Raw genomic sequence first — 26,494 nt, forward strand, 5'->3', positions numbered from 1 at the left:
CCGCAAATACCCTGTGGGCGTAACATTGCCTACATGACCGTCAGTCGCTACTACGATGTGAAGCGTGATGAGCGAGGCAAGCGCTATCTGGAGCCTTTTATCGAGGGTTCGCTCTTGCTGGGGCTGCCCCTGCTGAACAAGGGCACCGCTTTCACCCATGAAGAGCGCAAAGCCCTCAAGCTCGAGGGCCTCTTGCCGCCCCACGTGACCAGCCTCGAGGAGCAAAAGCAACGCAACTACCGGCGCTACCGCCTGATCGAAAACGACCTGGAAAAGCACATCTTCCTGCGCAACCTGCAAGATCGCAACGAGGTGCTGTTCTATGCGCTGTTTGTGGATCACATGAGCGAGATGCTGCCCATCCTGTATACGCCTACGGTGGGCGAGGCGGTTAAGCAGTTTTCGCACATCTACCGTTACCCGCGGGGCTTTACCGCCTCCACTGACAACATCCACGAAATTGATGAGGCCCTCGCCAACGTACCCCTCAACGATGTGCGTCTGGCCGTGGCCACCGACTCCTCGGCCATACTGGGCATCGGCGACCAGGGCTTTGGGGGCATGGCTATTGCCATCGGCAAGCTCTCCATCTACACCGCTGCGGGCGGCCTGGGCCCCGACAAGGCCCTGCCCATCGAGCTGGATGTGGGCACCAACCGCGCCGACCTCATCAACGACCCGCTCTACCTGGGGGTGCGGCACCGCCGGCTCTCCGGCGAGGAGTACTACGCCTTTATGGATCGTTTTGTGGAGGCTTTTTGCAAGCGCTACCCCAACGCGGTTATGCAGTGGGAAGACTTCGGCAAGGACACGGCTTTTGCGGTGCTCGAGCGCTACCGCAAGGTGCTTCCCTCCTTCAACGACGACATCCAGGGCACCGGGGCGGTCACGCTGGCGGGGGTGCTATCGGCCTGCCGGATCAAGGGCCAGAACCTGTCCGACCAGCGCATCCTGGTCTACGGGGCCGGGGCCGGGGGCATCGGGGTGGCCCAGGCCCTGCTCGACGGCCTGATGCGCGAGGGCCTGACCGAGGCCGAGGCCCTGGAACGCCTGTTTGTGCTGGACTCCAAGGGCTTGCTGCTCAGCAACCGCAGCATGGAGGCCTACAAGCGAAAGTTTGCCAAAGACCCAGCCCTGATTAAGGACTGGCGCATCGCCGGGGAGGCCCCCAACCTGTACGAAACGGTGGTGAACGGCCGGATTACAGTTTTGTTGGGGCTGTCGGGCCAGGCCGGGTCGTTTACCGAGCCCGTCGTGCAGGCGGTGCAGGCCAACACCGAGCAGCCCGTTATCTTCCCGCTCTCCAACCCCACCAGCGCCTCGGAGGCCATCCCCGAGGAAATCCTGCGCTGGACAGGCGGCAAGGCCCTGGTGGCTGCCGGGAGCCCCTTTGCGCCGGTGGAGCTGGATGGCCGGATCTATCCCATCGGCCAGGGGAACAACGCCTTTGTGTTCCCCGGCCTGGGCTTTGGTACGGTGCTTGCCAAAGCTAAAGAAGTCTCCGATGGGATGGTGCTCGAGGCGGCCTACGCCCTCTACGACTACACCCGCCAGCACCACCCCGACCGCATATACCCCCCCACCTCGGAGCTGCGCGAGGTGAGCCAGCTGGTGGCCTCGAGGGTGATCCGCCAGGCCATGAAGGAGGGTCTGGCCCGCGAGGAGCGCCTGAAAGGGCTGGGTATGGAGGCCATCCAGGCCTATGTGGCTGAGCGCTTCTGGCAGCCCCGCTACCTGCCCTATAAGCCCGCCGCCCACAACAGATAACCCAGGCTACTGTCCATTGCCCAAGCGCAAGGCTTGCCTGCCCTTTGCGCGGATTGCTTGGCAGGGCGCTAACCCAATCTGGTATAAAACCTGGCAGATTTTCGTATACTTAAAACGTCAAGGGCTTTTAGCCCTGTTTATATATGGACAAGAAAGACCGTCCGGTGTACATCATTTCGGTTGCCGCCGAACTGGTGGATATGCATCCCCAGACGTTGCGCCTGTATGAGCGTAAGGGCCTCATTCAGCCCAAGCGCTCGGGGGGCAAGACCCGGCTGTACTCCGAACGGGACGTGGAGAAGCTGCGGGAGATTCGCCGGCTGACCCAGGAGCTGGGGGTGAACCTGGCCGGGGTGGAGGAGATTATGAAACTGCGCGACGAGCTATGGGCGCTCGAGCAGCGGTTTCGTGAGGAGGCCGAGCGACTCAAGCAGGAGCTGGGCGAGAAGCTCGAGGCCCTCAAGACACCCCCGGCCCTACCACCCCCCGGCGAGTCCAAAAGCAAGAAGACCGATGATAAAGAACGGCCGGTTTATATCATCTCGGTGGCGGCAGAGCTGGTGGGCATGCACCCCCAGACCCTGCGCCTGTATGAGCGGGAGGGCCTGGTCACGCCCAGCCGTACCTCTGGCAAAACCCGCCTCTACTCCGAACGCGACGTGGAGAAGCTGCGGGAGATTCGCCGGCTGACCCAGGAGCTGGGGGTGAACCTGGCGGGGGTGGAGGAGATCATCCGCCTGCGCGATGAGCTGGACATTCAGCAGAACCGGCTCGAGTCCGAGATCGCCCGGCTGCGCCTGGCGCTTTTGCGCGAGCTAAAACCGGAAAAAAGCGACCAGAAGAAGGTCAAGTCTTCGGCGGGCTAGCGCAGCTTGAGCGGCAGCCGCAGGGCATAGGCCAGCCCCACAAACACCAGCAAGCCCGCCAGCCCCCCCAGCGCAAGGGGCAAAATGTTGTGCAGAAAGAAGGCCGGGACTCCAAACTGAACTGCCACCAGGTAGGCCACCCCGCCCGCGGGGGCGGCGGCCAGCGCGGCCCTGGCGGTTATGCCCCATACCTGGGCCGGCCGTACCATCTGGAAAACCTGTAGCCGCAGGGCATAAATTGCCAGGCCCAGCCAGCCGGCCACCCCGGTGGCCAGGTTGAGCACGAACAAACCCTGCTCCCGCAGCAGCCAGTAGCCCAGGGTGTTGAGCAGGGCCACCAGCACCGTCACGCCAACCGCCTGGCTGACCTGGCCCACGGCATAGAAACCCCGCAGCAGCAGCTGGTTCAGGCCCCAGGGGAGCAAGGCCAGGCCCAGGGCCATCACGGTCTGGGTGGTATAGGCCCGGTTGGCCTCGGAGAAGTTGTCGGTGAAAGCATAGAGCGTGCCCACCATCCAGGGGGCCAGGGCGACCAGCATGGCCGAGGCAAAGGCCAGCGGCACTGCCAGCCGTGCCATGATGCGGAAGAGCAGCTCGCGGGCGGCGGCCACCTCGCCGTTGCCGGCCAGGGCGGAGAGCCGGGGAAAGGCGGCCATGGCCGGTGAGACCGCCAGCAGGCCCAGCGCAGTGGTAAAGAGCAGCTCGCCGTTCTGAAAGCCGGTCACGGCGGCGGTGGGGTAGGCGGCCAGAATGCTCAGCAGTATCAGGTTCAAAAACTGCCGCACCGAGGTGGTGAAGGCGAAGGGGCCAATCCGGCCCAGGGCGGCGCGGAAGGCCGGGTGCCACCTGAACTCGAGGCCATAGCCCTTGAGGGCAGGTAGCTGCACCAGGGCCTGCAACGCACCCCCCAGCGCCACCGACAACCCAAGGGCCACCACGCTGCTCGGAAACAACAGCATCAGGGCAATGGAACCCACATTGAAGGCGATGGGGCTGAAGCTGGCCACGCCGAAGCGCTCGCCCGACTGCAGCATGGAAGAAAACAGCGAGGCCATGGAGATCGAGAGCAAAAACGGCATCACCAGACGAACCAGCAGCACCAGCTGCTCGAATACCGCCGGGTCGCGCAGGGGGCTGGGCTGGGCCAGGGAGAGCTCGGCCAGCCAGAGCAGGGCGCTGGCAATCTGGGGGGCGAAAAGCAGACCCAGACCCAAAATCACCAAATTTACTCCCAGCAGAAAGGCCCCGAAGCGCCGGGCAAATACACGGGCTTCCTCGGGTGGAAGGCCGGTTAGCACTGGAATCAGGGCGTTTTGGATGGCCCCCTCGGCCAGCAGCTCGCGCAGCAGATTGGGAATGCGGTAGGCCACCCAGAAGGCATCTTTTATAACGTCTGGGAGGGGTAAATTGGTCAGAATGGTCTGACGCACCTGGCCCAGCAGGCGGCTGGCGAGGGTGCCGGCCATGACCAAAAAGGTGTTGCGAAGGATGCGTGACATAGGGAAGGGACTCGAGCCCTAAATGCTTTCAGGGTTATACCAGATTCCTTGGGTTTGTTGCGGAGTGCCGACCAAGCCACTCACCGGGGCAGCGGAGACAGCACCGCTCGCCCAGAGCGAGCAGGAGGATGTTGGTTGATCCTCCCCGGTTTTCCCCTTGCCCTCCTGGGGCCCCGGTGGGAAGCGCAAGCAGGTGCTCGAGCCGCAGCAGCGACGGGCCGGGCGAAGCTGCTCGTGGGGCGCCGATAAAGGCTCAATCCCTCCAGCGCACACGGCTCCCCGCAGGCGACTTGAAGACCTCCAAACGCGCGGGCATTCGCTCGGCCAGGGCTTCGACGTGGGTGACAATGCCCACCAGGCGGCCCTGGCTTGGCAGGGCTTCCAGTATCCCGGCCACCTGTTCCAGCGTTTCGGCATCCAGGGTGCCGAAGCCTTCGTCCAGAAACAGCGCGCCGATTCTGCCGCGCGAGAGGTGCTCGGAGAGCGAGAGTGCTAGGCACAGGCTGGCCATGAAACTTTCCCCGCCCGAAAGGGTGCGCACCGGCCGCAGGGCCTCGGTCCAGCGGTCGAATACGAAATAATCGCCGTCCTCGAGCCGCAAGGTATAGCGGTTGTGCGAGAGCGACTGGATGAGTTCGGAAGCCCTGGAGAGCAAGCCCGACTGATAGCGCTCCAGTAAGAAGTCCTGGAAGCGGTGGCCCTTGAGATCCTGCTCGAGCTGCTCCCAGAGGTCGATTTGTCTGTCCAGGTCTGCTTTTTCTTTCTGGGCCTGGCGCCTGCGCTCGAGCTGCTTTTGCAGGCGCTCGAGCTCGGACTTCTTGCCGCCCAGGTCTTGCTGGGCCGTCTCGAGGGCCCTTTTTAGCTCGGCCAGGCGCTGCTTTTGTTCGGCCACCTGGGCTGTGTCCACCGGCTGCTGGCCCTGCAGCTTGGCTTCCAACTCCTCCAGCTCGCGGGCGATCTGGGCACCCTCGAGCGCATGATCCTGTACCCGTTTGCGCAGGGCCGCCGCCTCGGCCGGGCTCAGGCGGGCCGCCCGGACGGCCTCGAGGCCATCGAACCCGGCCTCGCGCCAGAGGTTCTCCACCATCTCCTGCTGCCGGGCCCGGTTGCTTTCCAGCACCCGCACCACCTCGCTCTGGCTCTGGACTTTGCCCCTGGCTTCGGTCAGGCTGGCCTCGGCCTCAGCGATCTGATCGGCCCGATCCTGAGCGGCTTTGAGCTCTTTCAGAAGCTGCTGCTCGTAGGCCGCTGGGGCCAGGCCGCCGGTGATGGCGCGGATTTCCTGTGCCAGTCCGGCCAGACGTTGGGTACGCTCTTCCCGAACCTGCTCGAGGCTGCCCAGCGCCTGGCACTTTGCTTCCAGGTCTGCATAGGCTTTGCTGGCTTCATCGGCCTCGGCTTGCAGGGTTTGCACCTGCGTTTGTAGCTTTGGCAGCTGCTCGTTCAGGTCGTCGAGGCGCTTCTGGGTGGCCCTGTAGTCGGCCCGCAGCTCGGTGACGGTGGCCTCGAGGGTGTCTACCTGGGCCTGCAAACCCTGCAGGTCGGACAGGGGCTGGGCCGGGGGCAGGGCGGCGACCGGATGGCCGCAGAGGGGGCAGGGCTCGCCCACCTTGAGGTGGGGGTGGTAGTGCGCGATGCCCTGCCGGAGTTTTTCGCGATCGAGGGCCGCTTTGGCTTTTTCCAGCTCGGTTTTTTTGCCCTGGCCCAGGTCTTTGAGGCTCTTTAGCTTATTTTCCAGTTCTGCCCGCTCGGCCTGGGCTTTTTCCACTTCCCCCACAGCGGCTTGCAGGCGGGCCTGGGCCCGCTCGGCCTGGGTGCGGGCCTTGGTGTGGTCGGCAAACAGCCGCTCGGCCTCGCGCAGCTGCTCGAGGCGGTCTTCGTCGAAGGGCAGCGGGCTGGGGTGGTGCAGCTCGAGCCGGCCCCCATAGCGGCTGAGGCGGGCTTCCTGGCTCTTGAGCAGGGGCATCTGGGCCAGGCTGCGCTTGAGCCCCTCGAGGCGCGCGGGATCGAAGCCCTGGCGCAGGTTCTCGAGCAGGGCCTCGAGCTTGGCCAGCGCCGACCGGTGGGCGCTCAGGGCTTGCTGGGCCCGCTCGAGCTCGCCCTGGACAGCCAGAAGGGCCTCAACCTGGGGCCAGATCCGCTCGGCCTGCTCGGCGCGCGCCAGTTTGGCGGTGGTTTCGGCGATGCGGGGCTGCTCGTTTTCCCAGGTTCGTTGGCGGCGCTGCAAGGCCTCGAGGGCTGTAAAAAGCTCCAGACGTGTTTCCAGGGTTTTTAGGTTCAGCTCGGCGCTTTTCTCCTGTTGTGACAGCTCCTTGACCCTCTCCTCCAGCAAGCTAATCTCCTCTTGCAGCGCCGTAATGCGCCCCTCTTCGGCCTCGGCTAAAGCAGTCAGCTCCCCTTCCAGACGGGCTTTTTGCCCGTTCAGGTCAGCGAGGTGGGCTGCTGCTCGTTCCCGCATGGCCTTGAGGTTTTCCAAACCGTACAGCTTGATGAGGGTCTCGCGGCGCTCCCTGGGCGAGCCGCGCAAGAACAGGTCGAACTGGCCCTGGGGCAGCAGGATGGCCCGGGTAAAGGTCTCGTAGTCCATGCCCAGAATCTCGGCCAGCTTGGCATCGAGCTCCCGCACCTTCTCGGAGGCGGGGTGGGTTTTCCACTGGTCTTGCTGGAGGTACTCGAGGCGGTTCTGGTTCTCCCTGCCCACCACCCGCACCACCCGCCAAACCTGCTCGCCCATGGCAAAGGTCAGCTCCACCTTGGCCGAGTCGGCCTGGGGGTGTTTGAGGTCTTTGAGGCCGCTCGCGCCGAGGCGCGGGGTGGCTTTGTAGAGGGCGTAGGTGATGGCATCGAGCAGGGTGCTTTTACCCGATCCGGTGGGGCCGGTAATGGCAAAAAGGCTCACGTCGTGGTCGAAGTGGATGGTTTGCGCTTCGGCATAGGGGCCAAAGCCATCGAGGAGCAGTTCCAGGGGTCTCATGGCAAGGTTCAGTGCGTGGGGGCGTGGGCTTCTTCGTAGATCTGTCGGAAAGCCTGCAGCAGTTCGGGGCTGGCTTCCCTGGCGGTGACGGTTCGGCGGTACTCGGCGTAGGCCTCCACCCAGTCCAGGTTTTCGGTGTCTACCACGGCGGGGCCTTTTACCTCTACTTCTGGGGTGTGAAACTCCACCTCGAGCAGATCCGGCAGCTCCTTGAACAATCGCTCGCGCAGGGCGGCGTTGCCGGGGCCCTCGATCACAATTTTGCTGTAGCCAGGAAAAGTCCGGATCTCCTCCCAGCGGCGATCCAGGGTCTCGCGGCTCAGCCGGAAGGTTTTGAGCGGCCTGCCCCAGCGCGCCCGGATCGGATGAATCTGGGGCTGCTGGCCCGGCTCGAGCTCCACAATCAGGGCCCCCTGGTTGCTGTTCTCGCTTTCGCCAAAGTCGAGCTGGATCAAAGAGCCCGCATACCAGGCCACCGGGGCCTCGCAGACCTGCTGCTGGCGGTGCAGGTGGCCCAGGGCCACGTAGCTCAGGCTCAGGGGGAAGGCGCTTTTGGGGATGGCATAGCTGTTGGTGGTGTGGAAGGTGAACTCGCCGCCCCCCAGCTGGCCGCCCTCCACGGTCAGGTGGGCCATCAGCAGATTGAGGTCGGCGCTGAAGCCGGTCGCCAGGTTCTTCAGGATGAGTTCCAGGCTGTGGCCGTAGGTTCTTTTCCAATCCGCGCTATCGCCCTTTAGCAGGTCGCCGGCCCGAACCAGCCGGCGCTCCGACAAAAAGGGCAGCAGGGCCACTTTGGCCCCCAGGGCCTCCACCACCCCGCCATCCTCGGCAAAGCGCAGGTTGCCAAACACGGTGGCCCCGGTCAGGGAGAGCAGGGGCGAGAGGGCCTCGAGGCGGTCGCGGCTGTCGTGGTTGCCGGCGATCACCAGGGCCGGAACCTGCAGCTCGCGCAGGCCCACAAAAAACTCGAAGGCGGCAGCTTCGGCCTCGGTGGATACCACGCTGCGGTCGAACAGATCGCCCGCGACCAGCACCAGCTCGATGCGCTCCGAGCGCACCAGCTTGAGTAGCTCCTGCAAGGCCTGCCGAATTTCCGGGGTGCGTTCCCGTCCTTTGAGCACCTTGCCCAGGTGCCAGTCTGCTGTGTGCAGAATACGCATGGGCTGATTGTACTTTTACCGGCCCGTTTTGGGTATGGCATTTGCTGACCTCAGGTTTCCGCCTATCCCAAGATGCCTGCTAAAAAGCCGCGCTTACCGGAACGACCCCATCGTTCACTTTTGAATGGAGCGGCTGATGCACAGGCCGTTAGCCTGCCGGGTTATTAACTCCACCCACAAATACCCCCCATAGGGGGCAATGCCCCCAGCGGTAAAGACCCTCGAGCGCCCTCCTCGAGTCCAGCACCACGAAATCCGCCACCGCCCCTACTTCAACCCTTCCCAAATCCGCGCGACCCAGTGCCAGCGCCGCGTTCTCGGTGTGGGCGATCAGGGCTTCCTCTGCCGATAGCCTGCCAAGGCTGATGGCGAGCTGCATCCCCAGCCAGGGGCTAAAAAGCGGGCTGGAGCCGGGGTTGTGGTCGGTGGCGATGGCAACCCTCACACCCGCGTCCCACATGGCCCGAACGTTCGGAAACGGCTTGCGGAGGATGACCGCTGCGCCCGGTAGCACCGTCCCGATAGTGCCGCGCTGGGCCAGGGCCTGCCAGTCTTCCGGGGTGGACTGCTCCAGGTGGTCCGCCGACAAAGCCCCCAGTTCCGCTGCCAGCCGGGTGGCCCCGGTGTGGGCGATCTGCTCGGCGTGGAGCTTGATCTTTAGGCCATGGGACAGGGCGGCCTCGAGGATTTTCCGGGCTTCCCCCAGGGTAAAAGCGCCCTGGTCGCAAAACACGTCCACCGCCCCGGCCAGGCCAGTGCGGGCCACCTCGGGGATGAGTTCCTGACAGAACATCTCCAGGTACTCCCCGCGCGCCCAGCCTTTGGGAATGACGTGGGCCAGCAGGGTGGGGAAGACCCGCTGGGGCAGGGTTTCCCCGAGCCGCCGGATTACCCGCAGCATCTTGAGCTCGGCCTCGGGCAGCAGGCCGTAGCCGCTCTTGATTTCCAGGGTGGTGACCCCCTGGGCCAGAAAGAGGTGTGCTCGAGCCCGCGCCTGTTCGTAAAGCTCATCTTCCGATGTTGCATGGGTTGCCTGCACCGTTGCGTAGATGCCCCCGCCTGCGGCCAGGATGTCCTCGTAGCTTTCGCCCCGTGCGCGCTGTAAGTACTCGCCCAGCCGGTCGCCGCCGTACACCAGGTGGGTGTGGGCGTCCACGAGGCCGGGCACCACCCCGCGCCCGCCCAGGTCGGTACGGGGCCAGCTTCGATATTCGCTGGGTAGATTGGACGCAGCCCCCACCCAGACAAACCGTCCGTCCTGCACGGCGAATGCGGCCTGCTCGAGCCTTTCTTTGGGCGTGTACAGCTCGGTGATGCCGGTAAATACCCGTTTCATTCTGCCCGTTCCCACCCTGCCAGGTCGAGCCCGCGCTCCCGCGCCACTTTTTTGGCCTGCTCGTAGCCGGCGTGGGCGTGGCGCATCACCCCGGTGCCGGGGTCGTTGGTCAGGACGCGCTCCAAACGATAGGCAGCTTCCTCCGAGCCATCCGCCACCGTGACCTGCCCGGCGTGGAGGCTGTAGCCCATCCCCACCCCGCCGCCGTGGTGGAAGCTGACCCAGGCTGCCCCGCTCACAGCGTTCAGGGCGAAGTTCAGAATGGGCCAGTCGGCCACCGCGTCGGAGGTGTCCAGCATGGCCTCGGTCTCGCGGTAGGGCGAGGCCACGCTACCGGCATCGAGGTGGTCGCGCCCAATCACGATGGGGGCCCCCACCTCGCCCTTGCGTACCATCTCGTTGAACAAGAGGCCGGCTTTGTCGCGCTCCCGGTAGCCCAGCCAGCAGATGCGCGCCGGGAGGCCCTGGAACCTGAACTTCTTCACGCCCTCGGTGAGCCAGCGGCGCAGCCCGGCATCCTCAGGGAAGAGCTTCAGCAGGGCCTGGTCGGTTTTGTAGATGTCCTCCGGCTTGCCCGAGAGCGCCACCCAGCGAAAAGGCCCCCGCCCCTCGCAGAACTGGTCGCGGATAAAGGCCGGTACAAAGCCGGGGTAGCTGAAGGCGTCCTCGAAGCCCCCCAGCCGGGCGAAGGCCCGCAGGTTGTTGCCGTAGTCGAAGGCCACCGCGCCGTTCTTTTGCATCTCCACCATGGCCCGGCAGTGGGCGGCCATATCGGAGAGCACGCGCTTTTTGTAGCCCTCGGGGTCGCGCTGGCGCAGCAGGGCCGGGTCTTCGTCGGCTTTGAGGATCGGAATGTAGCCGTAGAGGGGGTCGTGGGCGCTGGTCTGGTCGGTGACCAGCTCGGGGGTGAAGCCCCGGCGCACCATCTCGGGCAGCACCTCGGCAGCGTTGCCCAGCAGGCCAATAGAGAGGGGCTCGCCTTTGTGTTTGGCTTCCTCGGCCAGCTTCAGGGCTTCGTCCAGCGAATCGGCCCGCACGTCCAGGTAGGCGGTGTCCAGGCGGCGCTGGATGCGCTCGGGGTCGATCTCCACGCAGATCGCCACCCCCCCGTTGAGCGTCACCGCCAGCGGCTGGGCCCCGCCCATGCCGCCCAGCCCCCCCGTCACGGTGATGGTGCCCTTCAACGAGCCGCCAAAGTGCTTGCGGGCCGCGGCGGCGAAGGTCTCGTAGGTGCCCTGTAGAATGCCCTGGGTGCCGATGTAGATCCAGCTTCCGGCGGTCATCTGGCCGTACATCATCAGGCCCAGGCGGTCGAGCCGGTCGAACTCCTCCCAGGTGGCCCAGTTGGGCACCAGGTTGGAGTTGGCGATGATGATGCGGGGGGCCAGGGGCTGGGTCTTGAAGACCCCCACCGCCCGGCCCGACTGCACCAGCAGGGTCTCGTCGTTTTGCAGGCGCTCGAGCACCGCCAGGATGCGCTGCAAGTCCTCGTGGCTGCGGGCCGCCTTGCCGCGCCCGCCGTAGACGATCAGCTCTTCGGGCTTTTCGGCCACCTCGGGGTCGAGGTTGTTTAAAAGCATGCGTTTGGCGGCTTCCTGAATCCAGCCTGGGGCCGTGCGTTGGTTTCCTCGAGGGGCTTTGTAACTCATGGGCGTTCTCCTTGGGGGATGAAGCTGTCTTCCAGGTAGTAGCGGTCGGCCCGCATCAGATACTCCACCCAGGTCACGGGCTGAAGGAGGGTGTAGGTGACCCGCTCGAGGCGCAGGGCCGGTGCGCCCTGGGGCTGCTGGAGCAGGCGGGCGACTTCCTGCTCCAAAGCCACCGCCTCCAGCCGCTGCCAGACCTTGGTCAGGGGCAGGCCCAGGGTGTGGACGAGCAGATCGTGGATGGACTCGCTGGTGAGGTCGTGCTCGAGGATTTCCCCGCACAGCTCGGCGTTCAGATACCGCGCTTCGCGCTGCACCGGCTCCTCGTCCAGAAAGCGCAGCCGTTCCACATAAACCGCCTGCTTCACCCCCAGCCGGGCCTGTACCTCTGGGGGGGTGGGGCGCAGCTCGGCGGCCATCACCTGGGTTTTGGGCCTGGCCCCCTGGGCCTGGGCGAACTCGTAGAAGGGGCGCACCCGCAGGAAGCCCTGGCTAAAGCGCCGGGGGGCGGGGGTGCTGCTGCGGCCCTGGGCACGCCGGAGCCACCCCTCCTGCTCGAGCTCCTGCAAGGCCCGGCGGGCGGTCATGCGGCTCACCCCAAAGCGGCGGGCCAGGCTGTTCTCCGAGAGGGGGAAGCCGGGGCTGGGCTTGCGCAGCTCCTGCAACACGGCTTCCTTGACGCGCAGGTATTTCAACGTTTATCCTCTCGCTTGTATATACAACCTTGCCCGGCGATGGGTCAAGCGAGGAAGCGATGCTAGAACTGGATACAGAACTGAGCCTGGCCTATTTTCGCCGGGTAGTGCGGGAAAAGACGCCGGTGCGTCTGAGCCAGGCCGCGCGGGGGCGCCTGCTGCGCTGCCGGGCCTTTGTGGAACAACTCGTCGAGCAAAACCAGCCGGTCTATGGCCTCAATACCGGCTTTGGCAAGCTGGCCACGGTGCGTATCGAGGCCAAAGACCTGCGGCTGTTGCAGCGCAACCTGTTGCTCTCGCACGCCATTGGGGTGGGGGAGCCGTTCCCCCCAGAGGTGGTGCGGGGGATGCTTTTGCTGCGGGCCCAGAGCCTGGCCCTGGGCTACTCCGGGGTGCGGGTGGAGGTGGTGGAGCGGCTTCTGGATTTTCTGAACCACGACCTGGTTCCGGTGGTGCCCTCGCAGGGCTCGGTGGGAGCCTCGGGCGACCTGGCCCCCCTGGCCCACATGTGCCTGCCGCTTATTGGCGAGGGTGAGCTGACCTACCAGGGCCGGGTGCGGCCCGCGGCGGAGGTGCTGCAGGCGGTGGGTCTGGTGCCGCTGGAGCTGCAGGCCAAGGAAGGTTTGGCCCTCATCAACGGCACCCAGGCCATGGCCTCGCTGCTGGCCTTGCTGCTCCTGGACAGCGAAGTCCTGCTCAAAACCGCCGATATTGCAGTGGCCATGAGCGTGGAGGCCCTCAAGGCCAGCCACCGGCCCTTTGATGAGGCGGTGGCCCGCCTGCGCCCCCACCCCGGCCTGCGGGCCACCTGCGCCAACGTGCGCAAACTCTTGGAAGACTCGGAAATTATGCGCTCGCATATAGACTGCGACAAGGTGCAGGATGCCTACAGCCTGCGGGCCGCCCCCCAGGTGCACGGGGCCAGCCGCGATGCCCTCGAGCACGTGCGGGCGGTGCTGCTGCGGGAGCTCCAGAGCGTCACCGACAACCCCCTGGTTCTACCCGAGGAAGGCCGCACCCTCTCGGCCGGCAACTTCCACGGCCAGCCCCTGGCCCTGGCCGCCGACTACGCCGGCATGGCCCTGGCCGAAATCGCCAGCATCTCCGAGCGCCGCATCGAGCAGATGCTGAACCCGGCCCTTTCGGGCCTGCCGGCCTTCCTGGCCGAGGGCAGCGGCCTCAACTCCGGCCTGATGATCAGCCAGTACACCGCCGCGGCTTTGGTGAGCGAGAACAAGGTGCTGGCCCACCCGGCCTCGGTGGACTCCATTCCCACCAGCGCCAACCAGGAAGACCACGTCTCGATGGGCACCATTGCCTGCCGCAAGGCCCGCAGCATTTTCGAAAACACCCTCTGGGTGCTGGCCATCGAGCTGGCCTCGGCGGCCCAGGCCCTCGACTTTCACGCCCCGCTGCGCCCAGGCCGGGGGGTGGAGGCAGTCTACCGCCGCATCCGGCAAGAGATCCCCCACCTCGACCGCGACCGCTACCTCAAGCCTGAGCTGGCCCGCCTGTGCGAGCTGATTCGTTCCGGCGAGCTGGTGCGGGTGGCCGAGCAGGTGGTGGGGGGGCTGGAGTAGGGTTTGTGTTGTGATTTGCAGGCTAATACCCAAATAGAAGCCCCCGCCGCTTGGCCGCACGTACTGCCCGGCCAAAGATCAGCAGGCCCAGCCCCAGGTAGCAGAGCCCGTTCAAAAAGGCCAGGCCCAGCAGGCCCCAGTCCAGGCTGGCGCCGGCGCTCATCATCTGCCGGGCCAGGTGGGCACCGGGGGCCAGGGGTAGGAAGTAGCCCAGTTTAGCCAGCCAGCCGCTGCTATCGAGCGGCACCTGCAACAAGAAGATCAGCAGAAACTGACTGATCCCCAGGATCTGCTGCACCCGCTTGAACAGCAGGGCCAGGCTGGCCATGGCAAAGCCCAGACCATACCCCCCGACGAGCACCGCCAGGATGGGGAGCAGCACCAGTGGTGGAAAGCTCAGGCGAGCCCCGGTCAGGAGCATTAGCACCAGGGCAATGCTACCCAGTATCAGGAGCTGGGTTCCCAGACCGGCCAGATTACGCACCAAAAACAGAGGAATGGGGCCATAGGGGGTGAGGAAGAGCTGCTCGAGGGTGCCGGTCTGGGCCTCTTCCGAAAGACCAAAGGAAAGCGAGTTGTAGGCGAAGAGGGTGAGCGTCCAGAGCAAAAACCCCACCAGGAGGGCCTCGGTTCGCTCGCCGAAGTCGGCCCCGGGCCCGGCCAGGAACCGGGCCCCCAGAAACAACAGCAAGAAAAGGATGCTCAGGCTTACCACAGCCCCCACAAACTCGCTGGGGTAACGGCGCAGATAAAGCCAGCTGCGTTTGAACTCCACCCAGAACAGATCAAGCACGGCCCACCACCTTCAGGAAAACATCGAGCAGATCGGCCTCGGCTCGCGCCACCTTCTTGAGGGGCGTGGGCTTGAGGGCCTCGAGCAGCCGCCACAGCCCATCGCTATCGCCGTGGTACACATACGGCGGTTCCTCGCCCTCGAGGCCCAGCGAGCGCAGGTGGCTGAGCTGTGCGGGTGAGAGCGGGGTCTCCGTTTCGATCAGGTAGTGCTCCCCGGCAAACCGGCCCAGCACCTCGGGCGTTCTTCCCTCCAGCACGATGTGCCCCTGCTGGATGATGGCGATGCGGCTGGCCAGGCGCTGGGCGACCTCGAGCTGGTGGGTGGTCAGGAGGATGGCCTTGCCGGCCTGGGCCAGCTCCCGCACCATGGCCTCGACCCGCAGGGCGCTCTCCACGTCCAGCCCCAGGGTGGGCTCGTCCAGGAGCAAAAGTTCGGGGTCGTGCATCAGGGCCACCGCCAGGGAGAGCTTTTGTTGCATCCCGCGCGAAAGGTGGCGTACCTCGGTGTGGCTTTTGCTGCCAAGCTCGAGCTGCTCGAGCAAAGCCTGCGCCCGGCGCTGGGCCGCCTGGTAGCGCAGCCCACGGGCCACCCCAAAATAGACCAGGTTCTCCAGTGCGGTCATGCGCCAGTAGACGTTGCGGTTGCCCTCCAGCACGGCCCCCAGGTGGCGCAGGGCCCAGGGGTTCTGGTGGGGGCTCTTGCCCAGCAGGTGCACCTGGCCCCCATCGGGCCAGAGCAGCCCGGCCAGCATCTTGATGGTGGTGGTCTTGCCGGCCCCGTTGGGGCCTAAGAAGGCCAGCACCTCCCCCGCGGCCAGATGCAGGCTCACCCCATCCACCGCGACCAGATTGCCAAAGCGTTTGCGCAGGCCGGTGGCCTCGAGCACAGCGTTCATCAGGCTCTAGATTATCACCAGACGTTTATCCAAGCCCACCAGAACCCTGCACGGCCCCTGTTCGGGTGCGCCATGGATTTTCCCTCGCAGGCTACTCCAGGTGCTTGGCAAATTCCAGGCCTAACGCAACACCCCCTGCAAAACCTGCACCACCGGCTGATTCAGGATGCCCGGAATGCGGGCCGTAAGCCCCAGGTCTACGCTCACACCCCCCAGCCCCGGCAGCCCCGACAGACCCAGGCGCAGCTCGCCCCGGTTCCGCCCATTGGGCCCGAGCCCCAGGTTGAACGCGCTCTCGGCCACGCTCCGCCCGCCAATCAAAAGGCGCAGCGGGCCTTCCAAGGTAAACCCGATGGGGTTGGGGTTCTCTACTTCCAGCACCAGCCGGATGGCCAGCCCATCCAGCCGGATCTCGGCCAGGCGGATGGTGGGGAGCCGGAAGGTAAACTGGAGGCGCACCTCACGGTCTACCAGCGTCACGGGCCCAATCGGCACCACCGCCGGGCCTAGCTGCACCCGTAGCTCGCCCAGGAGGCGGAAGCGGGTGCTCTGGCCGCTCACCAGGCTGGCCAGGGCGCGGGTGCCCTCCACCAGGGGCACCACCAGGCGGGTCTGGGCCTCGCGGCTGGCCCCGGCAGGGATTTCCACAGCGGGCAGGGTCAGGCGGAACTGCGAGCCGCCCAGCTCGGCGGTAAGGGTGCTGTCCAGCAGGGGTAGGGTAAAGGAGTTGATATTGGTCAGGCGCAGGCGCACGTCAAACTCGCCCCGCCCGCTAAAGGGGTCTATGGAGACCAGGTTAAACTGCAACAGCTCAACCTGCGGGGGCTGGGGCCGCACCGCCTGGGGTACGCAAGCGCTTAGTAGCAAAGCCAGTCCGAACAAGAGCCACCGTGCGTATCGCTTCATGGTTGCCTCCCAGTTGAGCTTACCCAATCCGCAGCCGCTCAACTCCGATTTTTTCACCAAGGGCGCCTTAACCCACCGTCCAGCCCCGTTCTTTGAAGGCTTCCAGAAGGGGCTTGAAGCTGGGCCAGACTGGGCTCTCGGCGGGGTAGGGGGGGCGGGGGTAGCCTCCCGGCAGGCCCAGGTGGCGCAGGGCTTGCTTCAGGAGCACAAAGCCCCCCTGGGCCAGCACCCGGCCAAAGGGCTCGAGCTCGGCTTGCAGAGCCTGGGCCTCGGAGATCTGGCCGGCGCGCCAGAGCTCGAGCAGCCTTTTATAGGGTTTGGGGGCCAGGTTCGAGACCGCCAGGATGCCCCCCTGGGCTCCCAGCGCCAAAGCGCCCAGAAAGGTGGGGGCGTGGCCGGTATAAAGCTTTATGCCCAGGTTCTGCGAAGCGTAGAAGGCCATGCGGGCCAGTTCTCCACTGGAGTCCTTGAGGCCACCGATATTGGGGTGCTTGGCCAGCTCAGCCACCACCGGCAGGGGCAGCTGGGCTTTGGTGTTGGCCGGCACATGGTAGAGCCAGACCTCGGCTTTGCCCAGGTCGGCAATCCCGCTGAAATAGCGCAACAAGCCTTCATTGCCCAGATTGGCCTCGTAGTAGCGGGGGGGCGTGACCAGCACTTTGGCCCCCAGGCGGGCGGCCTCCTCGAGGGCGATGGCGGCCTGGGCCAGGGTCTCTTCCATCAAGCCCACCATGGCGGGCTTCTGGGGGGTCTGGACGGCCAGGCCCGCCGCTCGTTCCTCGCGGGTCAGATGAACGCCCTCGCCGTTGGAGCCGTAGAACAGCAGGCCGTCCACATGGGGTTCGATGGCCTGGGCCAGTGCGCGAAAGGCTTCGCTGTCGAGGCGGCCGTTTTGATCGAAGGGGGTGGGTAGGGGTGGGATGATCATAGCGATTGGCCAGGCGATTGTATCGCAAGAAGCGGCTTAACAGAGAAAGCCGGTTCTACCTAGAGGGTTTTAGGCCCGATATACTGGGCTTTATGCAGCGCTTGCTTGACCAGGCCGCGGTGTTGATACGCGATGCCCGCGAGGTTTCGCCCGAACAGGCGGTGGACGCGCTCAAAGAAGCGGTGGCCTTGCTGGAAGCAGCCCGCCCCTCCAGGGAGCGCGACGGTATGATGGCCCTGGCCTACCTGCGATTGGCGCAGCTACAACGCCAACTGGACAAGCGCAACGAGGCCGAGCGGTTTTTTATGCTGGGGTATAGCTATGCGAGAAGCTCGAGGCAGGAACGGGTGCGCCGGCTGGCCGAGAAGCTCAACCGTGAATTTGTGAGCCAGCGCCAGGGATAAGAAGCCGACGAGCCGATACACTGCTCGAGGGCTGGTAAAGCCCCGACCAAAGATGCTGAACGCGCTGGTGCGCTGTGGGGTAGACAGCCGCCCGGCCGCGCCTGGGGTTGAATGTAGGCAGACTGGGACGGTGCGTTTTCTGCCGGACGCATCAAGGGCGCAGACCAAGACGCTAAAGGAGGGTTTTTTAGATGGGAGAGTTGCTGGGAGACATTGCCGCTACGCTCATAGCGCTTTCGGGGCTGGCGGTGGTGGTGGGGGTTGTTTTCATCAAGCGCGGGGATCGGGTCTGGCATCCCCGGATGATGCTGCTGGCTACCGTGCTGGCCGCGCTGTTCTTGGTGTTTTATCTGCTTAAATGGGGGCTGTATGGCACCACCCGCTACGTCGGGCCCGAGGAGTGGCGCGGTGCGTACTACGCCTTGCTAATCAGCCACACCATCCTGGCCGCCCTGAACGGCCCACTGGTCTTGTGGCTGCTCTACAATGCCTTCAAGCAGCGCTTTGCTATCCATAAGGCCTGGGCCCGCTGGACGGTGCCGGTCTGGTTGTATGTGGCGGTGACGGGCTGGGTGATTGACCTGGTGCTCAAGCGCTACGGGGAGTCGGCGGGGGGGATTGGCTTTTAGGGCCCCCTGGCCCGTTGCGCTCAGCCGTGTATCTATACCTGGGGTGAGGGAAAATTGCTTGTGCCTAGCGCCTGCCCCAGGCTTCCAGCACAATCTGACCATTCACAACCCGCGCCCGCTCGGGGTTGCGTGCGGTGGCCTCGCCGGCAGGGGCCTGGGCCACATGGTGGGCGATGCGGATCTGCTTGGCCTCCAGGCTCATGGCCCAGATGGCGGCCTCTTCCTGGCCGGCCGCCCCGGCGTGGGCCAGCCCGCGCAGCTTGCCCACCACGATGATGTCGCCGGCGGCCACCACTTCGGCCCCGGCGTTGACGTCGCCCAGGATGACCACCGTGCCCGGCGACTCGATGCGCACCCCCGAGCGAACGGTCTGGTCGATCACCTCGGTGTAGGGGATGTACTTCTCGCCCCGCGGCGGCCTGAGCTGGAGGCCCCGCTCACGCCCAAGCTCGAGCAGGGTCTCCAGCACCCCCTGGCCCACCACCCCGGCCACCTCGACCTCGAGGGGCAGCGGGGGCAGGTCGGCCAGGGCTTTGTGTAGCAGCTCAGGGGTTTCGTTGCCGTCGAGCCGCAGGGCCAGGGCGTTGAGCGTTGCACGAATCCGCATGCAAAGCAGTTATACCAGAAAGCCTAGCGGTTGGCGATGTGGATGGCCCGCCGGTGCAGGTGCTCGGCGGCCTCCATGATGCCCTCGGAGAGCGTGGGGTGGGCGTGCACGGTCAGGGCCACGTCGGTCACGGTGGCGCCCATCTCCAGGGCCAGGGCGATCTCGGCGATCATGTCGGAGGCGCCCGGGCCTACGATGTGCCCCCCCAGCAGCAGATCGGTCTCGGCGTCGCCGATGAGCTTGATCAGGCCGTCGGTGGCTTCCAGGGTCATGGCCCGGCCCGAGGCCGAGAGCGGGAACTTGCCCACCTTGACCTTGTAGCCGGCTTTGCTGGCTTCTTCCTCGGTCAGGCCCACGGCGGCCCACTCGGGGCTGGTGTAGACCACGCTGGGAATCTGGTAGTCCATCACCGCATTGCCCCCGGCGGCGTTCTCGGCGGCAATCAGGCCCTCCTTCATGGCCTTGTGGGCCAGCAGGGGCGGGCGGGTGACATCCCCGATGGCGTAGATGCCGGGTACGCTCGTCTCCATTTTTTCGTTGGTGGGGATGTAACCGCGCTCGTCTACCACCACCCCGATGGCCTCGAGGCCCAGCCCCTTGCCCCGCGGCCGGCGCCCGGTGGCCACCAGAATCTTATCCACCACCAGCGTTTCCTGCTGGCCGGTCTGGGTGTGCTCGAGGGTGACGTGGAGGCCGTCTTTCTTGCGCTCGACCTTCACGCCTTTGGTGTGGGTTTTGATCTGGATGCCCTGCTTGCCCAGGATTTTGGCCAGGAGGCCCGCCGTCTCGGGGTCGGCGGCGGGCAGAATCTGGCCCATGAACTCAATCACCGTGACCTCGGCCCCCATGCGCTTGTAGACCTGGGCGAACTCCAGCCCAATGGCCCCCCCGCCGATGCAGAGCATCCGCTTGGGGAACTTATCCTCCACGCGCAGGGCCCCGGTGGAGTCCACAATGTCTTTCTGGTCCACCTCGAAGCCGGGCAGGGTGTTGGGCTCCGAGCCGGTAGCCACGATGAAGGTCTTGCCCTGGATGCGCTCGCCCCCTACCTCGATGGTGTTTTTATCCACAAACTTGGCAAAGCCGGTTTTCAGATCTACCTTGTTGCCCTTCAAAAGCTGCGAGACCCCACCGGTCAGCTTCTTGACGATGCCATCGCGCCAGCCGCCCAGCTTTTTCAGGTCGAGCCTGGCCTCTTTGACTTCCAGACCGAAGGCGCTGGCATGCTTGGTGCCCTCCAACTCCTCTGCCGCGTGCAGCAGGGCTTTGGTGGGAATACAGCCCACGTTCAGGCAGACCCCCCCCACATGCTCGGCCTCTACCGCCAGCACCCTCTTGCCGAGCTGGGCGGCCCGGATGGCCGCATGGTAGCCGCCGGGGCCGGTTCCGATCACGATTACGTCGTAGATGGTGGACATAGATACCCCATTCTAGTCGGGCTAGGTGTGAAAAACAAAATCCGCAGAGCGAAAAAGCTACAGCGCCTCCAGGAAGAGCCGCTCGGGTTTTTCCAAAAGCCGGATGACCTCTTTGGTAAAGCGGGCCGCCTCGGCCCCGTCCACCAGCCGGTGGTCGAAGGAGAGCGAGAGATACATCATCTGCCGCACCACAATCTCGTCGTTCTCGCCCACCACCGGGCGCTTCTGGATGGAGTGCACGCCCAGGATGGCGGCGTCGGGCACGTTGATGATAGGAAAACTGAACAGCGCCCCAATCGAGCCGATGTTGGTGATGCTGAAAGTAGAGCCGCTCACCTCCTCCGGGGCCAGCTTGCCGCTGCGGGCTTTCTCGGCCAGATCGCCCACCTCGCGGGCGATCTGCAGCAGGCTTTTGCGCTCCACGTCCCGCACCACCGGCACAATCAGGCCGTTTTCGGCGGCCACGGCCATGCCGATATTGACGTAGTGCTTGAGCACCACCTCCTGCCTTGCCTCGTCCAGCGAGCTGTTCAGGGCCGGGAATTTCTTGAGGGCCACCGCCACCGCCTTGAAGATAAAGGGCAGGTAGCTGAGCCTGACCCCCTGGGCCTCGGCCTCGGGCTTGAGCCGGTTGCGCAGGGCCACCAGCTCGGTCATGTCCACTTCGTCCACCGAGAGGGTGCGCACCGTGTAGAGGTGCGAGGCCATCATCTGCTGGGCAATGGCCCGCCGCAGGCCGCGCAGGGGTACGCGGGTCTCGAGCCCCTCGTAGCCCTTGGGGGTCTTGTACTGCACCGGCGCCAGGCCCAGCAAGGGCGCAGCGCGCTCGGGGGCCGAAGGTGCGGCAGCGGGCGGTGTGGCACGGCTTGTTTGCTCGGCGTAGGCTTTCACGTCCTCCACCCGCACCCGCCCGTTGGGCCCCGAGCCCGGTATCTGGGCGATGTCCAGCCCCAACTCGCGGGCCAGCTTGCGGGCCGCCGGCACCGCGATCACCCGTCCGTGGGCCTGAACCGTTGCGGTGCTTGGCCCGGATACCGCCAGCGGCGCGGCTTTGACAAAGGGGTTTTTGACCTGCTCTGGCTTGTTATCCGGCTTGAACAGCGAGAGGCTGGCCCCGTCGTCTTCTGCTACCTGGCCCGGCTCCACGATGGAGCGCTCCTCCTGGGCTTGCAGGCTGGGGGCCGGGGCGGGCTTTTGATCGCCAACCGCTGCGGCCACCTCGCCCGGCTCGGCAATCAGGGCGATGGGGGCGTGCACCGGTACCACCTGCCCCTCCTTGACCAGCTTTTGCAGCAGCACCCCTTCGTAGGGGCTCGGTAGCTCCACCGTGACCTTGTCGGTCATGACCTCCACGAAGGGCTGGTCTTTTTTCAAAAAATCGCCTTCGTTCACCAGCCACCGGAGAATTTCACCTTCCACCACCGACTCTGCCAGCTCGGGCAACACCACTTCTTTCGGCATGATTCCTCCCTAGTAGTCCAGTAGACGTTTGGCCGCATTGAGGATACGGGTTACGGTCGGCATGTAGAGCTTATCCTGGGCCAGCGGGTAGGGGGTGTCGAACCCGGTAACCCGCAGGGGTGGGGCCAGCAGCTGGTCGAAGAGCTCTTCCGAAACGGTGGCGGCGACCTCCGAGGCGATGCTGGCCGTGCGAGGAGCTTCGGAGATCACGAGCAGGCGGCCGGTTTTGGCCGCCGAGCTCAAGACCGTTTCTTTGTCCCAGGGCATCACCGTGCGCAGGTCAATGACCTCGGGCTCGAGGCCGGCGGCCACCATCTCCTCGGCGGCCTTGAGGGTTTCCACCATGCTTCCCCCGTAGGAGACCAAAGTGATGTCGCGGCCCTGCCGGCGAACCGCCGCCTTGCCGATGGGCAGCAGAAACTCGTCGGTGGGCACCTCTTCTTTTACCGCCCGGTACAGGCGCTTGGGCTCCATGAAGACCACCGGGTCGTCGTCGCGGATGGCCGCCTTAAGGAGCCCCTTGGCGTCGTAGGGGGTCGAGACCACAATCACCTTCAGGCCGGCGGTGTGGGCAAAGTGGGCTTCCGGGCTTTGCGAGTGATGGTGCCCGCCCTTCACGCCGCCACCGGTGGGCATGCGCACCACCATGGGCGCGCTGAACTGGCCGCCCGAGCGGTAGCGCAGCTTGGCGGCCTGGGAAAAAAGCTGGTCTATGCCGGGGAAGACGTAGTCGGCAAACTGAATTTCCGCCACCGGGCGCATCCCGTGCGCGGCCAGCCCCACCGCCGCCCCGATGATGGCGGCCTCCGAAAGGGGGGTGTCCATTACCCGGTCGGGGCCGTATTTTTGCTGCAGGCCCTCGGTGGCCAAAAAGACCCCGCCCCGCCTGCCCACGTCTTCGCCCAGCAACATCACGCGTTCATCCCGCTTCATCTCTTCGTCCAGGGCCGCATTTATGGCCTGGATTAGGGTCATGGTTGGCATATATCCTCCCTCAGGACTGCAGTTCCTCTGCAAGCAGGCGCCGCTGTTCCTCCAGGTGCCAGGGCCGGGCCGCGTAGACATCGTCGAACATCTCGAGCGGGTCGGGTTCACCGGCCTGCAAGGCTTCTTGCAGGGCGGCCTCGAGGGCCTTGGAGATCTCCAGCCGTAGCTCGTTGGCCCACTGGGCGTCCCACAGGCCTTGTTGCTCCAAGAACCGCTGGTAGCGCGGCAAGGGGTCTTGCTGGCGCTCGGTGGCCAGCTCCTCGCGCGAACGGTAGCGGCTGTCGTCGTCGGCGGAGGAATGCGCCCCAAAGCGGTGTACCACCAGCTCCACCAGGCTGGGGCCCTCACCGGCCCGGGCCCGCTCGATGGCCTCCTGCATCACGAAGTAGCTGGCCAGCACGTCCAGGCCGTCCACGTAGTAGCCGGGTATGCCGTAGGCCTGGGCCTTGATGGCGATGTTTTCTGAAGCGGTCTGCTTGGAGATGTTCACGCTGATGGCGTAGCGGTTGTTTTCACAGACAAACACCGCCGGGGCCTGCTGCACGGCGGCAAAGTTGAGGCCGGCGTGCCAGTCCCCCTCGCTGGTGGCCCCGTCGCCGAAGGTGCAGACCGCCACCTGGCCGGTGCGGCGCAGCTTCATGCTCAAAGCCGCCCCGGTCGCGGGCGGGATGTGCGAGGCAATGGCCGAACAGACCGTGAAGACATTGAGGGCCTTGCTGCCGGGGTGCGAGGGCATCTGGCGGGCTTTGGCAGGGTCGGCGGCGTTGCCCAGGGTCTGGCCGAAAATTTCCACCAGCGGCACCCCCAGGGCCAGCACCAGGCCCATATCGCGGTAGTAGGGGAAGAGCCAGTCGTGGCCTTTGCGCAGGGCATGGGCGATGCCCACCTGGGCGGCCTCGTGGCCGGCGTGGGGGGCGATAAAGCTGGTTTTGCCGGTGCGAATCAGGATGACCAGTTTTTCGTCCAGCAGCCGGGCGGCCAGCATATCGCGGTAGAAGCGCCGCAGCTGCTCGGGCGGCAGCCCGTGCTCAAACGGGGCGATCCAGCGGCCCTGCTCGTCTACCAAGCGGATGGGCTCGCTGCTGAAGGGTTGGAAGCGTACTTTTTCCTGAACCATGCTGCCTCCTGGCTTACCGGGGTGGCCGGCTCGCCTCTATTGCGGGGCCTTGGGTAAAGGCCCTCGAGCGCGGGTCGCCCTGGGTAAGGGCTTCCGCAGGGAACCACCCGGCCCAAGCAAAAGACCCCCTGGATGGGAGGTCGCTGTAAAGGCTTTGGTATACCGGGCCAAAGGTTTTGGGTGCGCCCAATCCTGCCAGCGGTTCTAGGCGCGTCTCCATAGGAACCTCTTGGTACCCAAGATTATAGCCGGTTTCGAGCTATCGCAATTTGGATGGGGTCAAGAAATGGGCACCTACAGCCCTGCTCGTACCGTTGATGGAACCTCGAGGCCAACCTATAGACTGGCCCCTGGAGGGTGTGGGTACCGAATATGAAGCTGAGGATCTGTGTAATCGGCAAACCCAGGCTGCCGTACGCCAAAGCGGGTCTGGCCGAGTACGCCGGGCGGCTGGAGCGGTATACGCGGCTCGAGCTCCTCTACCTCAAAGAAGGCCCCCAGGCCCAGGAGGCCCGGCGCCTGCTGGAAGCCTCCGAGGGCTACAAGCGGGTGGTGCTGGACGAGCGGGGGCAGATGGTGGACACCCCGGCCCTCAGGGCCCGCCTGGAAAGCTGGGAGATGCAGGCCGAGAAAGGGGTGGCCTTCTTAATTGGGGGCGCCGAGGGCCACGCCCAGGTGGTGCGCGACCAGGCCGACTGGGTTCTGGCCCTGTCCAGGCTCACCCTGCAGCACGAGCTGGCCCTGGTGGTTTTGCTCGAGCAGCTTTACCGCATCGAAACGCTCAAGCGGGGGGAGCCTTACCACCGCTAACGGGCCGGGTAGCCCATCTGCCGCAGCCACTTCTCGCGGGTGAGGGTGGTGGAAAGGATGGGCTCGAGGACGATGTTGATGTTGCTGGCATCGGGCATTACCGTGGCGATCTGGCCACCCACCCTGTACCACCCGAACAGGTCGCCCTCGTCCTGGGTGCCGTTGTTGTTGACATCCTTCCAGGCCGAGATGCGGTAGCCCACCAGGCCGGTGGTTGAGAGGTTGGCGCGGGTATAGGGGGCCTGGGTGCCGGTCTGGGTGATGGTGGTGGGGTTGAAATCGAGAAGCAGGCTTAGCGTGGGGGTCTCACGCAGCACCGCGTCGAAGTAGATGCGGGTGTTCTGGATGTTCTGGGCGGGGGGAGGGGTGGTCGGGGGCTGCTGCACGGTGAGGGTGATGCGGGTCTCGGCTTCAATGGTCTGCCCGCCTGCGCTGGCGCTGCCCCGCACCACCAGGGTGTAGGTGCCAGGATTGTTGCCGGCCTGGATGGTCAGGGTGGTGCTGTCTTTTGTGACCGGGCTGGGCGGATTAAAGCTTGGGGTGGTGCCGGCTGGCTGCCCGGTTACGCTGAGGGCAACCGCCTCTGTAAAGTTGGTGCGGGCAATGCTCAGGGTGACCTGGGCGCTCTGGCCGGTGTTCAGGCTCAGGGCGTTGGGGCTGGCCGAGAGCACCAGCGAACGGGGGGGTGGGGTGTTGAGCCGCTGCAGGGCTGCTCTGGCATCCACCAGGCCAGCGCCGCAATCGCCAGCGCTGGGCCGGTTGCACTGGGCCGCGCTCAAGCGCCTGGCGGTCTCCTTCAGTAGGCTGATGGCTTCGGCGGCGGTGAGGCTGGGCTTCTTGCTTTTCATCAGGGCCAGCACGCCCGCCACGTGGGGGGCGGCCATTGATGTGCCGGCTTTGCCGCCGTACTGGCCGCTCGCCAGGGTGCTCACCACCTGCAGCCCACCCGGTTCACCCCCCGGTGCCATCAGGTCGATGCGGCTGCCGTAGTTGGAGTACGAGGCGCGGTTGCCCTCAGCATTGGTCGCCCCCACCGTAACCACCCCGCTGCACCCCGCAGGGCTGAAGGTGCTGGCCTCCACATTGGAGTTGCCCGCCGCCACCACGATGATGGCCCCTCTGCTATTTGCCACGTTGATGGCCTGCTGGAGGGCCGGGGCGTGGCTGCAGGGCACCGGCCCCCCCAGCGACATGTTGATGACCTGGGCCGGGTTTTGGTTGTCAGGAACCCCGGCCACGCTCAGACCGGCGGCCCAGCGCAGGGCGTCGGCTACGTCGGCCAGGGTACCGCTGCCCGCACTCAGGGCGCGGACGGGAAGCAGCCTGGCCCCCCAGCTGACCCCTGCGACCCCCAGGCCGTTGTTGGTTGCCGCCGCGACCGTGCCGGTGACGTGGTTGCCGTGGTAGTCGCTGCCCGGCGCGGTGTCTTCAGGGTTGTTGTCCCGCCCGTCGCCGTCGCCCGAATCGGCGGCGTTGGAGTAAAAATCGTAGCCGGGGAGCAGTTTTCCGGCCAGATCGGGGTGGCCGGCCACCACCCCCCCGTCAATCACCGCCACCGTGACCGGGTTGGAGCTGCCGGTCTCGATATCCCAGGCCTGGGGCAGCCCGATGGCCTCGTAGTGCCAGCGCTGGTTGTTGTACTGGGGGTCGTTGGGCGTGGCCTGGCTGAAAAGGAGGTAGTTGGGGTGGGCAAAGGCCACATCGTTGCGGCGTTGCAGCTCGGCCAGCACAGCCAGGGTGTCGGTCCGGTTCAGGCTGGCGCGGTACAGGAAGGTGCGCTCCAGGCCCAGCAGCCTGACCTGCTGAAGCTCCACCCCCGCTGCCGAAAGCCTGCCCAGCGATTGCAGGCTCACCTGCGGCTTAAACTGCACGATCAGCTCCCCCTCCACGAAAGGTGCTACCGGGTCGGCGGATGGCAGCGCGGTTTGCAGGGCGATGCGCACGCTTCCGCTGATCACCCCGTTGCCGGGGGTGCGGGGGGCTGGTTTGGACAGGCGGTGAGTACAAGCGCGA

At 65.5% G+C, this 26,494-nt stretch carries 22 protein-coding genes; 6 read left to right on the forward strand and 16 right to left on the reverse strand.

The window, feature by feature from the left end:
* The first annotated feature begins 33 nt into the window (after positions 1-33).
* Complete coding sequence (locus MTAI_RS03710; RefSeq protein WP_027887199.1) at positions 34-1,767, forward strand: NAD-dependent malic enzyme; 1,734 nt, start codon at positions 34-36, stop codon at positions 1,765-1,767.
* 143 nt (positions 1,768-1,910) lie between these two features.
* On the forward strand, positions 1,911-2,633 hold the full coding sequence (gene hspR, locus MTAI_RS03715) for a heat shock protein transcriptional repressor HspR, fused homodimer type (RefSeq protein WP_027887198.1): 723 nt from the start codon (positions 1,911-1,913) through the stop codon (positions 2,631-2,633).
* Here hspR and murJ read toward each other — a convergent pair.
* From murJ to MTAI_RS03745, 6 genes are all read right to left on the reverse strand, one after another.
* Positions 2,630-4,132 carry a murein biosynthesis integral membrane protein MurJ gene (gene murJ, locus MTAI_RS03720; protein ID WP_081698360.1) on the reverse strand — a complete coding sequence of 501 codons (1,503 nt, stop codon included), beginning with the start codon at positions 4,130-4,132 and terminating at the stop codon, positions 2,630-2,632. The genes hspR and murJ overlap by 4 nt on opposite strands.
* A 253-nt stretch (positions 4,133-4,385) precedes the next feature.
* Positions 4,386-7,106, reverse strand: coding sequence for an AAA family ATPase (locus MTAI_RS03725; protein WP_027887196.1), 2,721 nt, complete (start codon positions 7,104-7,106; stop codon positions 4,386-4,388).
* 8 nt (positions 7,107-7,114) lie between these two features.
* Positions 7,115-8,266, reverse strand: a complete 1,152-nt coding sequence (locus MTAI_RS03730; RefSeq protein ID WP_027887195.1) for a metallophosphoesterase family protein — start codon at positions 8,264-8,266, stop codon at positions 7,115-7,117.
* Positions 8,267-8,414: 148 nt separating this feature from the next.
* Positions 8,415-9,602 carry an imidazolonepropionase gene (hutI, locus tag MTAI_RS03735; protein WP_027887194.1) on the reverse strand — a complete coding sequence of 396 codons (1,188 nt, stop codon included), beginning with the start codon at positions 9,600-9,602 and terminating at the stop codon, positions 8,415-8,417.
* Positions 9,599-11,251, reverse strand: coding sequence for a urocanate hydratase (gene hutU / locus MTAI_RS03740; RefSeq protein WP_027887193.1), 1,653 nt, complete (start codon positions 11,249-11,251; stop codon positions 9,599-9,601). The genes hutI and hutU overlap by 4 nt, the downstream gene beginning before the upstream one ends.
* The gene (locus MTAI_RS03745; protein ID WP_027887192.1) at positions 11,248-11,943 is read right to left on the reverse strand and encodes a GntR family transcriptional regulator; all 696 of its coding nucleotides are present in this window, start codon (positions 11,941-11,943) and stop codon (positions 11,248-11,250) included. The genes hutU and MTAI_RS03745 overlap by 4 nt, the downstream gene beginning before the upstream one ends.
* Before the next feature lie 59 nt (positions 11,944-12,002).
* Between MTAI_RS03745 and hutH the strand changes: the two genes are divergently transcribed.
* Positions 12,003-13,523 (forward strand): histidine ammonia-lyase, encoded by a 1,521-nt coding sequence (hutH, locus tag MTAI_RS03750; RefSeq protein ID WP_027887191.1) that lies wholly within the window; start codon positions 12,003-12,005, stop codon positions 13,521-13,523.
* A gap of 22 nt (positions 13,524-13,545) precedes the next feature.
* Here the strand turns inward: hutH and MTAI_RS03755 are convergent, their stop codons facing one another.
* From MTAI_RS03755 to MTAI_RS03770, 4 genes are all read right to left on the reverse strand, one after another.
* Positions 13,546-14,316, reverse strand: coding sequence for an ABC transporter permease (locus MTAI_RS03755; RefSeq protein ID WP_027887190.1), 771 nt, complete (start codon positions 14,314-14,316; stop codon positions 13,546-13,548).
* Positions 14,309-15,214 carry an ABC transporter ATP-binding protein gene (locus tag MTAI_RS03760; protein ID WP_027887189.1) on the reverse strand — a complete coding sequence of 302 codons (906 nt, stop codon included), beginning with the start codon at positions 15,212-15,214 and terminating at the stop codon, positions 14,309-14,311. Before MTAI_RS03760 ends, MTAI_RS03755 begins: the two co-directional genes overlap by 8 nt.
* A gap of 120 nt (positions 15,215-15,334) precedes the next feature.
* The gene (locus MTAI_RS03765; protein WP_027887188.1) at positions 15,335-16,120 is read right to left on the reverse strand and encodes a hypothetical protein; all 786 of its coding nucleotides are present in this window, start codon (positions 16,118-16,120) and stop codon (positions 15,335-15,337) included.
* 67 nt (positions 16,121-16,187) lie between these two features.
* A complete protein-coding gene (locus MTAI_RS03770; RefSeq protein WP_036196909.1) occupies positions 16,188-17,048 on the reverse strand; it encodes a dihydrodipicolinate synthase family protein in 861 nt (286 codons plus the stop codon).
* Positions 17,049-17,140: 92 nt separating this feature from the next.
* On the opposite strand from MTAI_RS03770, the gene MTAI_RS03775 reads away from it, so the two are divergent.
* Entirely contained in the window at positions 17,141-17,452 is a 312-nt protein-coding gene (locus MTAI_RS03775; RefSeq protein ID WP_036196908.1) for a hypothetical protein, read from the forward strand.
* Positions 17,453-17,643: 191 nt separating this feature from the next.
* Positions 17,644-18,081, forward strand: coding sequence for a DUF420 domain-containing protein (locus tag MTAI_RS03780; protein WP_027887186.1), 438 nt, complete (start codon positions 17,644-17,646; stop codon positions 18,079-18,081).
* A gap of 64 nt (positions 18,082-18,145) precedes the next feature.
* On the opposite strand, the gene minC is transcribed toward MTAI_RS03780, so the two are convergent.
* Genes minC through MTAI_RS03805 form a run of 5 tightly spaced genes read right to left on the reverse strand, consistent with a single transcriptional unit; the run spans position 18,146 to position 23,671 of the window.
* The gene (minC, locus tag MTAI_RS03785) at positions 18,146-18,688 is read right to left on the reverse strand and encodes a septum site-determining protein MinC (protein ID WP_027887185.1); all 543 of its coding nucleotides are present in this window, start codon (positions 18,686-18,688) and stop codon (positions 18,146-18,148) included.
* Positions 18,689-18,711: 23 nt separating this feature from the next.
* Positions 18,712-20,106, reverse strand: coding sequence for a dihydrolipoyl dehydrogenase (gene lpdA / locus MTAI_RS03790; RefSeq protein ID WP_027887184.1), 1,395 nt, complete (start codon positions 20,104-20,106; stop codon positions 18,712-18,714).
* Between the two features lie 57 nt (positions 20,107-20,163).
* Positions 20,164-21,567: a dihydrolipoamide acetyltransferase family protein gene (locus MTAI_RS03795; RefSeq protein WP_027887183.1), complete on the reverse strand. Its 1,404-nt coding sequence runs from the start codon at positions 21,565-21,567 to the stop codon at positions 20,164-20,166.
* A gap of 9 nt (positions 21,568-21,576) precedes the next feature.
* Positions 21,577-22,551, reverse strand: coding sequence for an alpha-ketoacid dehydrogenase subunit beta (locus MTAI_RS03800; RefSeq protein ID WP_027887182.1), 975 nt, complete (start codon positions 22,549-22,551; stop codon positions 21,577-21,579).
* Between the two features lie 10 nt (positions 22,552-22,561).
* Complete coding sequence (locus tag MTAI_RS03805; protein ID WP_027887181.1) at positions 22,562-23,671, reverse strand: thiamine pyrophosphate-dependent dehydrogenase E1 component subunit alpha; 1,110 nt, start codon at positions 23,669-23,671, stop codon at positions 22,562-22,564.
* Positions 23,672-24,043: 372 nt separating this feature from the next.
* Here MTAI_RS03805 and MTAI_RS03810 point away from each other — a divergent pair, with 372 nt between their 5' ends.
* The gene (locus MTAI_RS03810; protein ID WP_027887180.1) at positions 24,044-24,481 is read left to right on the forward strand and encodes a 23S rRNA (pseudouridine(1915)-N(3))-methyltransferase RlmH; all 438 of its coding nucleotides are present in this window, start codon (positions 24,044-24,046) and stop codon (positions 24,479-24,481) included.
* Here MTAI_RS03810 and MTAI_RS03815 read toward each other — a convergent pair.
* Positions 24,478-26,424, reverse strand: coding sequence for a S8 family peptidase (locus MTAI_RS03815; RefSeq protein ID WP_245453129.1), 1,947 nt, complete (start codon positions 26,422-26,424; stop codon positions 24,478-24,480). The two genes, MTAI_RS03810 and MTAI_RS03815, sit on opposite strands and share 4 nt — an antisense overlap.
* Positions 26,425-26,494: the final 70 nt, after the last annotated feature.

The sequence above is a fragment of the Meiothermus taiwanensis WR-220 genome, from assembly GCF_003568585.1.
Classification (GTDB): Bacteria; Deinococcota; Deinococci; order Deinococcales; family Thermaceae; genus Meiothermus; species Meiothermus taiwanensis.